Origin of the sequence: Paenibacillus ottowii, from assembly GCF_050516475.1 — a bacterium.
Lineage (GTDB): Bacteria > Bacillota > Bacilli > Paenibacillales > Paenibacillaceae > Paenibacillus > Paenibacillus ottowii.
In genome coordinates this window covers 1,955,364-1,970,701 of the sequence record NZ_CP191577.1, presented here as the reverse complement: position 1 = coordinate 1,970,701, position 15,338 = coordinate 1,955,364, and the positions used below count along the sequence as shown (strand labels likewise).

Genomic DNA, 15,338 nt, shown 5'->3' with positions numbered 1-15,338 from the left:
TGGATACCAGGAGGGACAGTCCGTGGATTCAATGCAGTATATTATTGGCTCTAATTTAGCTCAAATCAGGAAGACTAGAGGACTTAGTTTGGATAAGGTGGCTGAATTGACAGGGGTCAGCAAAGGGATGCTGGCTCAAATTGAAAAGGGAAAATCCAATCCTACAGTAACCACGCTCTGGAAAATTGCGAATGGCTTGCATGTATCTTTTTCCACCTTTCTTAAAGAAGACCCGCCGCAAATCACAAAGATTCGGAGGGCGGATTTGCATCCAGTTATTGATGAGGACGGTAACTATTTTGTTTACCCAGTATTCCCGTACCACTCGGAGAAGAAGTTCGAGGTATTTACGGTAAGTCTGAAGCCAGGCTTTACACATCAGGCAGAGAAGCATCTGGGAGAGGAAACGATTCTCATGATCCGTGGGGAAATGTACTTTGAGATGCAGGGGCAGCAGCTCAAACTGAGTGCAGGGGATGCGGTACAATTTCAAGTGTCTGATATCCATGCTTATCGCAATGATTCAGATGAGGATGCTGATTTTTATGTATTGATTTATTATGCGGATTAGTGGGAAGATTAAAAGAGAGCAACGAGGAAAAGAGAGGAAAGAACCCATGGAAAGCAAGTACATTCGAGAAACCTACTGCTGTAAGACGTCCCGAGTATTTCCCAATGATATCAACAATCATAACACGCTCTTCGGAGGCCGATTGATGTCTTATATCGACGATATCGCATCTATTGCTGCCTCCAAGCTGTGCCGTACGAACACCGTTACAGCCTCGACGGATTCGGTGGACTTTTTGCTGCCTATCCACCCAAGCGATTCTGTCACGCTGGAAGCGTTCGTAACTTGGACAGGCCGCAGCTCGATGGAGGTGTTCGTAAAGGTGATTCGCGAAGGATTAATGACTGCTGACCGCAAAATTGCAGCCACCGCCTTCCTGACCTTTGTGGCGTTGGACGAGAATAACCGTAAGGTGACTGTCCCACAGGTGATTCCCGAAACAGAAGAGCAAATGCACTTACACCAAACGGCTCCATCGCGTGCAGCCATACGGCGTCAGCGGAGGGAAGAAAGCAAGCAGCTGGCTAGTTTCCTGACGACAAATTTCCCGTGGGAAGTGTAGTGCACTAGGCATCAGCCGTCTTTTTGTTTTTACGTAAAAAGGAGCCGTTTATCCGTTAGAGATCGCTAAGATCTGCTCGGATTACGGCTCCTTTTGAAAAATGTTCTGAGCTATTCCACTTTAACTATACGGAAATGCTGGTTTGTCCCGCCATTATCGCCCCATTGAATGGCTTTAGCTCCATCGGCGGTCGCACCTTCGGAAATGTCGATCAGCTTGCCAGTTGCCCGATTTTTCAGCTTGTAATAACCTCCGGTTACGGATACCAGCTGCCAATGCTGGCTGGACCAGCCCCCATCATTCCACTGTTCGATAACTGCGCCGTCCGCTGTCGCACCGTTTTCAACGCCAATCAGCTTCCCGCTGTTCCGGTTTACAATTTTATAATATCCATCGCCTGTATCCTTAAGCTGCCATTGCTGACTTGATGCACCGGAATTTGCACGCTGCTCCAGATCTGCTCCGTCTGTCGTCGCATTGCCAATGATGCCTAGCGGCTTGTTGCTCTTGCGGCTTACCAGCTGATAATAAGCATTCGGGTCGATGACCATCGGTGTAGTTACGCCCTCCACCACACCACTGGCGGTATCAATGTTAATGCTGTCGAACCAATCCATGGCTAATGAGGTCGCAGTTGGAAAACGCAGCGGCAGCCATACATATTGTGAGTCCTGCACAGGACCACTCCAAGCCCCTGCCCAACGGTCGCCCAAATACAGGTACGAGGTCGTCTGCGTACCTTCAACAGGAATGACGTAGGCCGACTGTGAACCATAGGTTGTACTATCCCCGAAGTTCATCGTGTTGCTCCAGGTTCCTTCAATACTGGATGCGGTAGCATACTTGGCCTGATTGGGGTTCCAACCAGTTGCCCCGGATGTAATCAGGAAGTAGACATCTCCTTTTTTGAACATCGCCGGAGCTTCACGATATTGTCCTGGCCAGAGTGTTGCCACCAATGATTCAACTTGTAGAAAATCCGGTGTCAAACGATAAATGTTCAAATCCGCGTTGACACGGGTAGCGGAGATCAGGTAAGCAGTACCGTTATCGTTATATACGGTCATATCGCGCGAATCATAATCCAGCGGACGGAAGCTGCCCTGATACGTATAATCGCCGTCTACGGTATCCGAAGAGGCAACTGCTACTCGGGCCTCGTTATAATTAATCCCGTTTTCCTTGTGCATCCACAATACGTATTTGCGTGTTTTTTCATTATAAATTACTTTCGGACGTTCAATATTTGATACATTCAGTTCGGCGGCCGAACTGCTGGTCAGCACGTTTTTGCGAAACTCCCAGTTTTTTAAATCCGGGGAACGATAGGCGGATACCGCCTTGAACGTACCGTTGGGATTACGATTTTCACCAAACCAATAATAATAACCATCTACTTTAATCATCCCGCCCCCATGGGCATGAACCACGTTTCCATTTGTATCTTTGAACTGAATGCCGTTCACAACATTGGATGAAGCGGCTGAAGCGATCTTAGGTGAAAACATCTGAAAAATACTTAACGAAAGCAAAATAGTAAGCATAATACACAGCAAGCGGGCAAAATCATATTTCATTGTTTCGTCCTCCTCTGTATGCGTTATTTTAAAGCGCTTTCATTAGTAGGTCCTATGAAGTAGCTTTGATATAGCTGCCTATCCCAATTGTATCCATATTGAATTGAAAGTGCTAGAGTAGTATATTGACCATGTATATGGAAAGCATCATCCAAATTTGACAGACTTCCATCGAATGGTGGGTATTACCAACAACTGAAATTCATTAGGATATACGGGAGGCGACTATGGAAATATACGCGATTGATACGACCAAGCCGCAGGCTGAGGAACATTATGAATTACTGGTACATCAGGTCTCACTGGAAAAACAGCACAAGTTGGATCGTTTTTTACATCGTGAAGACGCTTTGAGGGGATTATACGCTGATGTGTTGTTAAGGTGGTTGGCTTGTCGCCAATTAAAAATGCCAAATGCTAGCCTTCAGTTTACATACAATGCTTTTGGCAAGCCCTCCTTGTTGAATGCGCCGGCATTTCATTTTAATGTTTCCCATTCGGGAAAATGGGTAGTATGCGCCATTGACGATCATCCGCTTGGTATCGACATTGAACAGCTCCGTCCTATTGATTTTGAGGTAGGCAAGGTATGCTTTTCAGACACAGAGTATGATGCATTAATGCGTCAGGAACCAGAGAGTCGCTTATCTTATTTTTATGATCTTTGGACGCTTAAGGAAAGTTTTGTGAAGGCCGAAGGACAGGGACTAACACTGCCGTTAAAGTCTTTTTCATTCGAGTTGGAAGCACAGCCGTCTATAGGTTTCACGACAGAGGGTTTTACTACGGAGTATTGCCATTTTAAGCAGTATGAGCTGGACCCGGATTATAAAATGGCTGTCTGTGCAGCTCATGAGGACTTTGCACAGGAGGTACAGCAGGTAGATATAAATACACTACGTTTGGAAGTGGCAACCCTGGCGTAATATGCACCAGATCGAGCATATCGTTGGAAAAAAGGAGATGAGTGACGTTGACATTCGTTTTGTTTAGGCATGGCAGGTTATATGGGGATTGGGCTTCCAAAGGAGACTCCATTGTTGTGCAGCATGGCCGCATACAGGCCATTGGATATGCCCGGGAGCTTGAATTGCAGTTGTCCGGTAAGGAGTATGAAACCGTGGATTGGGAGGGTGCCTATGTACTGCCGGGCTTAACCGATGCACATATGCATTTGTCTATGCATGGTATGAAGCTGGCTATGCTGGACCTAACCTCAGCTACTTCCAAGGACGAAATGCTGGCTATGCTGCGCAAGCGGGTCGCTGCAACACCGCCAGGAGAGTGGATTTTAGGACTCAATTGGAACGAAAATACGTTTAAGCCTGTTGAAATTCCGAATATAGCGGAGCTAGATGCCATTACAGATCAGCACCCGGTATATCTGACCCGTACGTGCTTTCATACGTTTTTGGCCAATTCAGAGGCATTTCGGCGTGCAGGTATTCACGAGAACACCCCTGATCCGGCTTCGGGTGCCTATGGACGAGATGCAGATGGACGGTTAAATGGATTAATTTATGAGGAAGCATCCTTTGCCTTTACAAGCGTACAGCCTGAGCCGGATTATGCGGTGAAGAAGGATACGATCCGGCGAGCGTGTCTGGACGCGCTACGGCTTGGTCTGACTGCTGCGCACACGGAGGATTTACGTTTTTTGGGCAGCGTGGAGACAATGCAGCGAATTTACAGGGAGCTAAGAGAAGAAGGCCTTGCATTTCGCACACACCAGCTCATCTATCATCCGTTTATGGAAGAAATGAAAGTACAGGAGCTGCGTGCAGGAACTGGCAATGAATGGTTCAAAATCGGTGCGATTAAAATATTCGCTGACGGCGCTATTGGCGGGAGAACGGCTTTATTATCCGAACCTTATAGTGATGCTCCGCATACGTGTGGAATGGCGATTCAACCGCAGTCACAGCTGAATCAAATGGTGGCAGCAGCCAGAGCCGCAGGCTTTCCAGTCGCGGTACATGCCATCGGAGATGGGGCGGCGCACATGATTTTGACAGCGATGGAGGCCCATGGACTAACGGAGGGAAGCGGGTTGCCGGATCGTCTGATTCATGGGCAGGTGCTAAGGGCTGATTTGGTCAAAAGAATGGCGAAGCTGCCGCTGATTGCGGACATTCAGCCTCGTTTTGTCGCAAGTGACTTTCCATGGGTACTGGATCGGGTTGGGAAGGAGCGAACCGAATATTTATATGCCTGGAAAAAGCTGCTGCAAGCAGGTATTCCGTGTGCCGGAGGCAGTGATGCGCCGATTGAGCCGCTAAACCCATTTTTAGGTATACATGCGGCAGTGACTCGCGCCAAGCCGGAAGAAATGCATGAGGGCTATCTTCCCGCTGAAAAGCTAGATGTTCAAGAAGCTATTCATCTGTTCACTATGGGGAGCGCAGTAGCAGCAGGGGAAGCTGATGAAAGAGGGACAATCGCTGAAGGCAAAGCCGCTGACTTTACCGTTATTGACCGCGATGTGTCGCAAGGTCCCCAAGCTCTACTGGATGTTAAGGTACGAATGACCGTTGTGAACGGGCAAGTTGCATATCGGACGTAGGCTGGTATTACGTATGTACGGCAAAAGCCTTCAACTTCACTTTTCACGTGAGGTTGAAGGCTTTTGATCTTACAAGCCACGCTGTATAAAGCGGTCCGCATTTTTCACACTGGACCACAGGTCAGAGCTTGCGCCACCTGTATACCAGTAGGCGAAACCAGCAAATCCCTCATCCTGACCCAAACGGTACTTGCGTGTAAAGGATCGCCCTTCTTCCAGCCATAGCTTATGAAGCTGAGTATCTTTGTATGATACGGTATACTGCTGAATATCCTCGTGCCAGATCGGTTTGGAAGAGCTACGGGATACCAACTGATTTTGTTGATCCAATGAAATATCAGAGGAAGCGACTGACTGTCCGCTAGCGTTAAGTGTCCAGTTCCGTGTAAATAACGGCAACGCCAAAATCGCCTTCGCCGGATCGGTCGTTTGTACAAAGCGCCGCACGCTTTCACGCAGCCATGGCAGTGAAGACACAGAGCCGGGTATGGAACTTCCTCCCCAATGCTCGTCATATCCCATCAGGATGAGATAGTCTGCTGCAACGCCAAGCTGTTCATAATCAAAAGCGGCCGTCCAGTCCGTTCCATAATCAGGAGATACACACAGCGCCAACACCGCATTTTGACTTTTCAAGGCAGTCTTTAATTGTTGGATGAACAATGTAAGATAGGCCTGGTCTTGACCGTCTACATTTTCAAAATCAATGACAAGCCCGTCCAAATCATGTACAGATACAGCATTGGCAAGTTGAGTTATAGTTTTAGCCCGTAGAACCTCACTGGACAGAATTTGGTGCGTCAGCGTCAGATTGGAGCGGTTGCCTACCATAGCCCAGATCTTTTTTTGATGTTGCTTGGACCAGGTAAGCAGCGAAGAACTGGTGTAATCGCTGATAATGCCTGTTTCGTTTAGAAAAAACCAGCGTGGTGATAGGGTGTTGATGTTGGATTGAAGCACTGTATTTTCAAACTGCTGATCAGTTTGGTCATATTGCCAGCCTAATCGAATCGAAGAAGCAGTGGAAGCAGCTTGGCGAGCATGCTGTGTTGAATACGTCAGCAGACGTTCCAATAATGCCGCTGTTTCTTCACGAGTAAGGGAAGATGCTGGACGAAAATAATTGTTTTCGCCTTTCATAAAGCCGTAAAGATTCACGGTGGTTACCCCTTCAAGAGCCCAATCTGCAATTTCGTCGCGATCTGTGAAAGAGGAAGTAGCGTCACCTGATCCGTCCGAAGAGCGGATGAGACGGGCAATCATTAAGGCTGCTTCTTGCCGGGTTATAGGACTATTAGGGTGAAATGTAGCGGAAGATCCTCCCTGTACGATATCAAGCTGCGAAGCCGCCTCAATCCAACCGTAGTACCACGCCTGTTTGGGAACATCCCGATAGGAGGAAACAACTGCTTGTACAGGTTCTAGACCGAGTGTACGGTCCAACGCGGTAACCCATTCGGCTCTGGTAACGGCCTTTTTAGGAGAGAAATAACCAGGCTGTGTGCCTGTTAAAATTCCTTTAGCATACAGGGAGATAATAGACTGATAGGCGTAGCTGTGTGAGATATCTTGAAATGCTATGCCGGATGCTGCTGCCGGAGCGGCTAAGTATGAAGTGAATGTGGTGAATAATGTAATTATGGCTGTAGCTGCTGATAAAATAAGTTTGGTTACCCAACGTGATCGTTTGGAACTCATACCCAATAACCTTCTTTTTGATAGATTGGAAGTGTATATATCATTACTCGACGAATAATACTATCAAAAAGAGGAAAGTTATTCATTGCTAAATTGCTGGAAAAAACCAAAAAACCCGCTACTCAATGGGTAGCAGGTTTAAAGATTGGTTAAACTATGCTTTTTTAGCATACATAATACCGATCGTTTGTGGGCCACAATGACTGGATATAACGCAGCCTGCTGTTGTTAGCAGTACCTCTTGTGCGTTCGTTTCCGCTTGCAGGCGTGCTTGCAGCATTAGCGCATCTTCTTCAGCCAAAGCATGTACGACAATGATCATATCGTTATCCATTACATCCCGATGCATCAGGGCATTTTGCAGTATTTGATCCAGTGCTTTTTCACGTTTGCCGCGGACCTTATAGGCAGGCGTCATTTTTCCATCAATTACTTTGATTACAGGACGAATTTTGAGCAGGCTGCCGATTAGATTTTGCATGCCTGAGCATCTCCCGCCTTTATACAAGTATTCGAGTGTATCGATGACAAATTCTGTGTCGATTAGCGGTCTGGTTGCCGTCAACATGTCTACAATCTGCTCTATCGTACTGCCATTTGCTGCCGCGCGAGCAGCTTTCATCACAAGCAGGCCAAAGCCGCACGACAAATTCAGGGAATCAAAAACCGTAACGCGACCTTCAGGGAATTCGGAGGCAGCAAGCAGCGCATTCTGGTACGTGGATGATAGCTCGGAAGACAGACTGATGTATAAAATGTCATCCCCTTGTTCTATGTAGGGCGTAAAGGCTTGAATGAAATCTGCCGGAGAAGGTGCGGCGGTACGAGGTAAGCGTCCCTCGCGGCTGACACGCTGAAATAACTGTTCTGGGTGGATATTCACCCCATCTTGCAATGCTTCATCACCAAATACTGTATAGAGTGGCACAATGCTAATCTCGTACTGCTGACGCCAGTGGACAGGAACATCACTGGTACTGTCTGCAAAAATTTTAATTTTGTTCATACCTTAAATCCTCTCTGTGAGATGCAGAAAAATCATAAAGATTGCACGGAGGAAGGATAAATATCCGCTGTGCTATTCGGAATGGCAAGACCGATGGCAAGTAGTGCAATAAAGCCTACAATAATGAGTGCATTAATGATTAATCCTGTAATAGCAAAGGTTTTCTTACGGTTTTTTAACGCAATGCCGATGATCCCGACCACAAGTCCACTACAATTCAGCAACAGGCTGCCTAAAAAGATAAAGGGAATCATTACCGTTCCAGTTTGCTGCAAAGCGACTTCCGGGTTCATTGTTTGGTATTGGCTGAAATGAGCCATCAGATTAATGACCATAATAGCCAGAATAATATATCCGATCAGACTGACGAGCGACATAATAAAAGAGGCAATTCCGGGACCGGAATGCTTGAGCTTGACCGGAGGCTGGAAAACAGGAGCTTCTGAAAAAACAGGATGCTCCTCAGACGCAGTAGGCTTTTGCCAATTAGGATCTTGGTTACTCATTTTTTCAACTCCTTGAACATAGTCCGAACAGGTACTAATTTTCCACAAAATAAGCAAAAAAGCAAGCCATCTTACACATTACCCTTCAATAGACAGGGGTTAATCATCAAATTTGGTATGCGGTTTGTTCCCACACACTGGCTGGTAAACTTCATGCTATTCCGATAAAATAAGAAGAACATTCGGGTAAAAGGATCAGTGAAAAGGAGTATAAAACATGCAACGAAGATGGATAATGGTAGGATCTATAATGATGATGTTGGCAGTAGCCATTGGAGCGTTCGGAGCGCATATTGTAAAAGCACGGATCGACGCGGATGCATTGGCCATATATGAAACCGGTGTGAAATATCACATGATTCACGCTGTTGGTTTGCTGATCGTTGCGTTGGCTGCCGGACAGTGGGGGCCTTCGACCCGTTTAAGATGGGCAGCGCGTCTGTTGTTCACGGGTATCATTTTGTTTTCTGGCAGCTTGTACGTGCTAAGTTTAACCGGAATCCGTGTGCTGGGGGCAATTACCCCATTAGGAGGCGTATGTTTTATTGCAGGATGGATATTCCTGGCATGGGCTGCTGCTGCTCTAAAGAAAGAGGACTAGAAAGCCTATTGGATCATACCAAAAAGAGAATCGAGGAAAAACATTGCGTCTTTCCTGTCGATTCTCTTTTTTTCATGCTTCATCTTTTGTGAGATGTCACCGCTTATGATGTGATTTCATCGATCTCATTCATTTTAAAGGAATACACTTGCTTCTCATCGACATGATACACACTCAGCAGGCTATTATCATGATCCAGATTGAGTATGCGGCAAGGAATGCTGCGCTGTCCGCCATAGCGGTTCACGATTAGCCGTACAAGTGTATTGTCTTGTATATAGCGTTTGATCCATTCATACGTACTATGGTCTTGTTGTGTTGCAGGCTTTGGCTGTACGTGGGATTGTTTGATCTCTTGAATAACGGGCGTCTTGTTCGTAACTGCGGCTGACCTCTTTTTGGAGAATCTTTCCGCAAGCGTAGCGGCTGCATCAGATGGGCTATTAACGGCCGACTGTTTTTTTAGATACAATGCAGCTTCAATTAAATTGCCAAGTTCGATACCAGATTGAATGCGGCTATCTGCAATTTGTTCGTTTTGGCTTAAGAGATTAAGCAGGAACTGAAGGGCCTCTACATTCGAACGACCTTTAACTAATACATCAACATTAAATAAATAACTGGTTTCGTCTTGATTTGATTCCTTTTTCATACTTCCTCCAGCCCAAGCCCTGGGTAATTAGTCTTTTGTAGTATCTATCAATATATCATTAAAATGTAATCTGTCATAGGGCCTAGGGCCCTGTTATTGGATATTAGCAAAAAAAGCTCTATATAAAGACCTATGCGTTAAATTTTCTCTAATACACAGAAAATACACCTTCTAGCAGGTGCATATGAATAAGAGATTTATATGAGAAGATTAACAGAGCCAAAGTAGGCATATACCGAGAATAAGTGAGATGGGGGATTAAATCAAGTGATTTAAATTTTAAATATTTTACAAAAAATATAGGTAGCATGTCTGCAAAAAGGATCTCATCCGCTTAGCAGAAAAATGAAAATCCCCCTTAAATGAAAGAGGGATTTTGGCATATCGAAAACAGGGTATTAGCGTAAGCGAAATTAATGTAGACTTTATTCCCGATTAAATGGGATTCGTTGTGAGTTCATATGATAATCATGTTCGACTGCCCAGCTCACAAGACCGCTCCAAAAATTTTCGCAGGCTGAGATGATCTTCGTAGGTTCCGCCAAGTCACCGGACATGACCAGCTTAACTACATGCTCAAACCCTTGTGGACGACTCGGCAGCTCCAGTGCCTCTGGTAGAACCATTGAACCCGTTGAGAAAGGCTTCCGATTGTGTAACCCAACTAACATAGCCCCACAATGGGCAAACTGCATGATCAAGTAAGGCAAGTAGGTATGAGGGCCATTTATTTGGACATTTCTAAGTTTTCCAATAAACTCATACATTTCACCTACAAGCACTTCGCTGATTGCATGCTTGAAATCTTCTGTTGTTGGGGATTCGGCCGCTTCCTTTAATGTAGAAAAAAAGTCTTTAGGATCATCTAGACGAAGTGGGGAAAAGAAGGGTCCATGTGTCAACGGCCAGTCGCCCTCAACAGTAGAGGCATATTTAAGAAGCAGGTCTGAACTACAGACGTTCACCTCAGCTTTCCAAGGTCCCGCCGACCATTCATGGCTAAAATCTACGGGGTCGCTTGAGTCCCTTAATACACAAAACATTTCAATGTCTGAAAAAGGGCCATCAGTCCCTCTGGCAACAGACCCATAGACCCCTATAGCTAAGATTTTGTCTCTGTATACCTCGTGCAACCTAGCAGCTATTTCGTGGCAAGTCTGAAGTCTCTCCATTCGAGAAATGTGAATAGGTCCATTCATGTTCATTAGTAATTCTCCCTCCGATTGATTGGGGTGAGTTGAAACTAACACATGGATGGAGGAGCTCGGGCTTAACGGGGGACATTTTTTGGCTGCATTCAAATTCCTCCCAAGGGATTTTTTTTACGGGGATTGTACCCGAACAGGTTTATTTTGGCAAGTATGTTAATGAGACTAAGAGACTCGTCCAATCTACCAATTCACCATTCAGCGAGGGTTTAATTTCACCTGTGAGCCCTTGCCGCCCATCTGGATTCCAGTTTCCTTAACGCCGACTTCCTTCAGGTCGCCCAGTAGACGCTCCAGCAATGCTTTGGCGACGGGGGCTTCTTTTGCGCCTGACGCCTTAACGACCAACTGCACCGGTTTACCAGAGCGCAGCTGTTTGTCTGCCTGACGCAGCTTCGTGTCGTAATCATGTTCCTCAATGTGAGCCGTGAAGCGAAGCTCCTTGACCTTTTCTTTACCGCTGGCGGCTCGTCCGTTGTTTGTTTTGCTTGCTCCAGCTTTTTTTTGCGCAAGTGCTTTTCCTCGCCCCTTTGCAACCAAACTGCACGGTGGTGGACTACTCATCAGTGAGGTGCAGACTAGATCCGCTCCTTGGGATCGGGCCATAGCCAAGGCTTCTGACTTGGAAACAACACCTAGATTCTCCCCAGAGAGTCCAGTAAGCACCACCTCATCAGCTTTAATTTGCTCGTTGATTAATACTGCCACTTCAATGTAGCCCCCCTTAAAACAATGATACAGCTATCATATACGGAACCTGAGTGCGATTCAATTGAACTTCGATATATCCTTATTGACAAAAATCACTAACCCCTATACTCTTTTACTGATAATGATTATCATTTTCCAATGCATATACATACAGGGGTGATTGAGAGAAATGAAAAAGATGTTAAATAGCCTATTGTTATTTGTAGTTTTTGCAATTGTATTGGCAGGCTGCGGTTCGGCTGGGGACAGCTCGAAGACAGAAGGTGCTCCAGGGTCTGAACAGGCATCTACAGCGGCTGGTCCAGTAACGGTTAAGGACGACCATGGTGAGGTGAAACTGGACAAACCAGCAGAACGTGTCGTTGTACTTGAATGGACGTTTACCGAAGATCTGATTGCACTTGGCGTACAGCCAGTCGGGAACGCGGACAATGCAAATTACAAGCTGTGGGTGACACCAGAGGCGAAGCTGGCTGATACCGTAACAGATATCGGTACACGGAGCGAACCCAATCTCGAAGCGATTGCGGCACTCAAGCCAGACCTTATTATCTCTAACGCCGATAACAATGCAGCGATCTATGCACAGCTTAAGGGGATTGCACCAACGATAGAGTTCGATCCTTACAAGGGGAACGGCTATGATTACGATCGTATGGTCGAAATTTTCAAGCAAGTTGCCGTGGCTACCGGTAAAACGGAACAGGCTGATAAAGTCTTAAGCGAGCTTGACCAGCACTATGTGGAGGCAAAGGCTACATTGAAGAAAGCGGGTAAAGCTGACTTTCACTATGTGCTGACACAGGCCTTTACAGCTCAAAATGCTGCCAGTCTGCGAATGTTCAAGGATAATTCGGTTGTAGCGGGAACGCTCGCGAAAATCGGACTGGTGAACGACTGGAAGTCGAACCAGACTGAGAAGTATGGATTTAGTACCGTAGGCATTGAAGCTCTTCCAGCTGTACAGAACAGTAATTTTATCTACATTACGCAAAAGACGGACGATGTATTTGGTGCTGCAATGAAGAACAATTCAGTATGGAACGGATTGAACTTTGTTAAAGAAAAACGCACCTATCCGCTAGATGGTACAACTTGGACATTCGGTGGCCCAATCTCATCGAAAGTACTGGTTGACCAGGTAGTTGGGGCTCTGACGAAATGACTCGAACGGACACAACGGGTTTATCGAAGACTTGGCGTATAGGAGGCATCTTTGGGGGTGGATTGCTCGTCCTCATCGTGCTTTTTTTTGTAAGCTTGTGTTATGGGGAGGCTCCGATCCCGCTACATACAGTCATCGAGGCGTTGACCCAGCGTCAGGATACGCTGGAGCATAACATGGTGTGGGATCTCCGGATGCCGCGCACGGTCATTGGCATCCTGGCCGGCGGTGCGCTGGCCATTGCGGGCGCTTTGCTCCAGGCTATTACCAAAAATCCACTGGCCGCTTCTGACACTCTAGGGATAAACGCGGGTGCCTACTTTGTGGTCGTACTTGGTGCGGTGATGTTTCCTGGCTTGCTGCACCAGGCGCCGTTTCTATTTGCCGCCGCTGGCGGTCTGCTGGCAGCGGTACTGGCTTACTTTATGGGCGGGGGAAGAGCTGGAACCCCGATTCGCTTGGCGCTGGCCGGCTTGATCGTATCTATGGTTCTTGGCTCGTTTACCGGAGCGCTGCATATTTTTTATTCATTTGAAACACAGGGACTGTTTCTCTGGGGTTCCGGCTCACTGGTGCAAAACGATTGGAGCGGGACGACGTACGCTTGGCCTTGGGTTGTAGGACTCTCGGTTATTGCTGTTATGCTGTCAAGGCAGTTTGATGTGCTGGATCTGGATGAGTCCACATCCACGTCCCTTGGACAAAAGGTTAGTCTGACCCGGGCGGTGGGCATTGTGCTGGCGGTTCTGCTGTCGACCATTACAGTCAGCGTCATTGGCCCTATCGGGTTTGTAGGTTTGGTGGCTCCGCATTTGGTTCGTTTGAGCGGGCTGAAAATGCATCGGTGGGTATTGCCCGGTTCCTTCCTATGGGGTGCACTGCTGTTGATCGGCGCAGATGTGCTGGCGAAAATGGTTCACCAATCAAGCATGGATCTGCCAACCGGAGCGGTCATGGCCTTGATCGGGGCACCTTGGTTAATTTGGCTGATTCTGTGGAAGATGAAGCTGCCGTCCGGTATCGGCGGACAGTCTTCCATGAACATAGGTGTGCGCTCTCGGAAATTACCGTTTGGCCGGCTGGTTGCATTATTTGCGTGCTGTGCCGTGCTGCTAACGGTATTCAGCCTGATGTTTGGAGGCATGCGCATTCCGGTGGGGGATCTGCTGACCGGCCTGTTTGGCGGGGAGAGTGCGAATTCGGCTTTGCTTCAATTTAGAATACCCCGCACGTTGGTGGCCGCCGGGGCTGGTATCGCGCTTGCAGTCAGCGGCGTTTTGATCCAACTAGCGGTTCGCAATCCCTTGGCAGATGCCTCGATCATCGGGGTTTCTTCAGGGGCCGGTTTCGGCGCGCTTGCAGTGATTATTGTCTGGCCTGGGCTGCCTATTTATATGCTGCCTATCGCGGCGATTGCCGGGGCGACGGTGTCAGCAGCGGTAATCTTCTTCTTGTCGTGGAACAAGCAATTAAACCCGTCTGTGGTCATCCTGCTTGGTATTGCCGTATCCGCCATCGGATCAGCCGGTATTCAGGTACTAATCATCCAAGGTTCGCTCTGGGGTAGCACCGGCTATATCTGGCTGACCGGTAGTACCTACGCTCGAAACTGGGGACAGGTGGTAACTATCCTGGTCTTCCTGCTCGTGTTGTTGCCAGTAGCGTGGTGGCTGGCTCGTCGTTTCGACCTTTTGGTATTTGACGATAGCAGTGCCATGGGTCTGGGACTTCCGGTGCGCCGCACCCGGCTGTTGGCGATGGGAGTGGGTGTGCTGCTGGCGGGCGGAGCAGTAGCCTGTGTGGGCACTATTGGCTTCATCGGGCTGATTGCCCCGCATATCGTGCGTACGTTAATCGGACACCATGTACGTCGTTCCATTGTTCTGTCGAGCATCTTGGGAGCGGTCATGCTGGTGCTGGCGGATACAATTGGACGGACAGTGCTTGCGCCGACCGAAATTCCTTCTGGATTGCTGATTGCACTGATCGGTGCACCGTATTTTCTATACTTGATGTATCGCTCCAATAAGAGTAAGTCAGTGTAACGGAGGATGCACACGAACAGGCTGTTTCCCAGCGGATTTTTCGTGGGGAAGCAGCCTTTATTATTTATTCTTTTACGCCGTCATGAGGCTTTATATTTACAAATCTAATAAAATAGATATAATGTGATGTATGGAACCGTCATTGATTTATAAAGCTTTGTCTAACGAAACTCGTCGTCTGATTATGCAGTGGTTAAAAAAACCGGAAGATTATTTTGATGAGCAGGCTTATTTAAAGCAAGGGCTTAATTTTCAAATTGGTGTATGTGTGGGAGATATTCAGGCCAAATCGGGACTCGCACAGTCTGTAATTTCAAGTTATTTATTAACGATGCAAAAATCCGGTTTGTTAGAGTCTGAGCGAGTAGGGAAGTGGACGTACTATCGTCGGAATGAAAAAACAATACAGGAATTTGCCGAGTACATCCAAAAAGAACTATAAACAGAAAGGAGTTTTTTTTCACATAACATAT

15 protein-coding genes and 1 pseudogene are annotated in these 15,338 nt (G+C 47.1%); 8 read left to right on the top strand and 8 right to left on the bottom strand.

Features of this window, described 5'->3' with window-relative positions:
- Positions 1 to 22: 22 nt before the first annotated feature.
- The gene (locus ACQQ6X_RS09380) at positions 23 to 571 is read left to right on the top strand and encodes a helix-turn-helix domain-containing protein (RefSeq protein WP_063212977.1); all 549 of its coding nucleotides are present in this window, start codon (positions 23 to 25) and stop codon (positions 569 to 571) included.
- Between the two features lie 46 nt (positions 572 to 617).
- Entirely contained in the window at positions 618 to 1,133 is a 516-nt protein-coding gene (locus tag ACQQ6X_RS09375) for an acyl-CoA thioesterase (RefSeq protein ID WP_063212976.1), read from the top strand.
- 110 nt (positions 1,134 to 1,243) lie between these two features.
- Here ACQQ6X_RS09375 and ACQQ6X_RS09370 read toward each other — a convergent pair whose 3' ends face one another.
- A complete protein-coding gene (locus ACQQ6X_RS09370) occupies positions 1,244 to 2,710 on the bottom strand; it encodes an RICIN domain-containing protein (RefSeq protein WP_305165114.1) in 1,467 nt (488 codons plus the stop codon).
- Between the two features lie 227 nt (positions 2,711 to 2,937).
- Here ACQQ6X_RS09370 and ACQQ6X_RS09365 point away from each other — a divergent pair, with 227 nt between their 5' ends.
- Together ACQQ6X_RS09365 and ACQQ6X_RS09360 are read left to right on the top strand one after the other, a co-directional pair.
- Complete coding sequence (locus ACQQ6X_RS09365; protein WP_305165113.1) at positions 2,938 to 3,636, top strand: 4'-phosphopantetheinyl transferase family protein; 699 nt, start codon at positions 2,938 to 2,940, stop codon at positions 3,634 to 3,636.
- Between the two features lie 47 nt (positions 3,637 to 3,683).
- Complete coding sequence (locus tag ACQQ6X_RS09360; RefSeq protein ID WP_305165112.1) at positions 3,684 to 5,273, top strand: amidohydrolase; 1,590 nt, start codon at positions 3,684 to 3,686, stop codon at positions 5,271 to 5,273.
- 69 nt (positions 5,274 to 5,342) lie between these two features.
- Here the strand turns inward: ACQQ6X_RS09360 and ACQQ6X_RS09355 are convergent, their stop codons facing one another.
- The 3 genes from ACQQ6X_RS09355 to ACQQ6X_RS09345 all read right to left on the bottom strand — a co-directional run bounded on the left by ACQQ6X_RS09355 (position 5,343) and on the right by ACQQ6X_RS09345 (position 8,483).
- Positions 5,343 to 6,971 carry an S-layer homology domain-containing protein gene (locus ACQQ6X_RS09355; protein WP_305165111.1) on the bottom strand — a complete coding sequence of 543 codons (1,629 nt, stop codon included), beginning with the start codon at positions 6,969 to 6,971 and terminating at the stop codon, positions 5,343 to 5,345.
- A gap of 154 nt (positions 6,972 to 7,125) precedes the next feature.
- Positions 7,126 to 7,977: a DegV family protein gene (locus tag ACQQ6X_RS09350; protein WP_305165110.1), complete on the bottom strand. Its 852-nt coding sequence runs from the start codon at positions 7,975 to 7,977 to the stop codon at positions 7,126 to 7,128.
- Positions 7,978 to 8,009: 32 nt separating this feature from the next.
- On the bottom strand, positions 8,010 to 8,483 hold the full coding sequence (locus tag ACQQ6X_RS09345; protein WP_305165109.1) for a hypothetical protein: 474 nt from the start codon (positions 8,481 to 8,483) through the stop codon (positions 8,010 to 8,012).
- Between the two features lie 217 nt (positions 8,484 to 8,700).
- Here ACQQ6X_RS09345 and ACQQ6X_RS09340 point away from each other — a divergent pair, with 217 nt between their 5' ends.
- A complete protein-coding gene (locus ACQQ6X_RS09340) occupies positions 8,701 to 9,084 on the top strand; it encodes a DUF423 domain-containing protein (RefSeq protein ID WP_305165108.1) in 384 nt (127 codons plus the stop codon).
- Positions 9,085 to 9,187: 103 nt separating this feature from the next.
- Here ACQQ6X_RS09340 and ACQQ6X_RS09335 read toward each other — a convergent pair whose 3' ends face one another.
- From ACQQ6X_RS09335 to infC, 3 genes are all read right to left on the bottom strand, one after another.
- Positions 9,188 to 9,736, bottom strand: coding sequence for a hypothetical protein (locus ACQQ6X_RS09335; protein ID WP_305165107.1), 549 nt, complete (start codon positions 9,734 to 9,736; stop codon positions 9,188 to 9,190).
- Positions 9,737 to 10,161: 425 nt separating this feature from the next.
- A complete protein-coding gene (locus ACQQ6X_RS09330) occupies positions 10,162 to 10,941 on the bottom strand; it encodes an ANT(4')-I family aminoglycoside nucleotidyltransferase (protein WP_305165106.1) in 780 nt (259 codons plus the stop codon).
- Between the two features lie 201 nt (positions 10,942 to 11,142).
- Positions 11,143 to 11,652: a translation initiation factor IF-3 gene (gene infC / locus ACQQ6X_RS09325; protein WP_305165105.1), complete on the bottom strand. Its 510-nt coding sequence runs from the start codon at positions 11,650 to 11,652 to the stop codon at positions 11,143 to 11,145.
- A gap of 172 nt (positions 11,653 to 11,824) precedes the next feature.
- Between infC and ACQQ6X_RS09320 the strand changes: the two genes are divergently transcribed.
- Together ACQQ6X_RS09320 and ACQQ6X_RS09315 are read left to right on the top strand one after the other, a co-directional pair.
- Positions 11,825 to 12,820: an ABC transporter substrate-binding protein gene (locus ACQQ6X_RS09320; RefSeq protein WP_305165104.1), complete on the top strand. Its 996-nt coding sequence runs from the start codon at positions 11,825 to 11,827 to the stop codon at positions 12,818 to 12,820.
- Positions 12,817 to 14,865 (top strand): iron ABC transporter permease, encoded by a 2,049-nt coding sequence (locus ACQQ6X_RS09315; protein WP_305165103.1) that lies wholly within the window; start codon positions 12,817 to 12,819, stop codon positions 14,863 to 14,865. The genes ACQQ6X_RS09320 and ACQQ6X_RS09315 overlap by 4 nt, the downstream gene beginning before the upstream one ends.
- On the opposite strand, the pseudogene ACQQ6X_RS09310 reads toward ACQQ6X_RS09315, so the two are convergent.
- Positions 14,846 to 14,902 (bottom strand): annotated as a pseudogene (locus ACQQ6X_RS09310) (hypothetical protein); the annotation flags it as partial. The gene ACQQ6X_RS09315 and the pseudogene ACQQ6X_RS09310 overlap by 20 nt on opposite strands.
- Before the next feature lie 93 nt (positions 14,903 to 14,995).
- On the opposite strand from ACQQ6X_RS09310, the gene ACQQ6X_RS09305 reads away from it, so the two are divergent.
- Complete coding sequence (locus tag ACQQ6X_RS09305) at positions 14,996 to 15,307, top strand: ArsR/SmtB family transcription factor (protein WP_014599587.1); 312 nt, start codon at positions 14,996 to 14,998, stop codon at positions 15,305 to 15,307.
- The last annotated feature ends 31 nt before the right edge of the window (positions 15,308 to 15,338 follow it).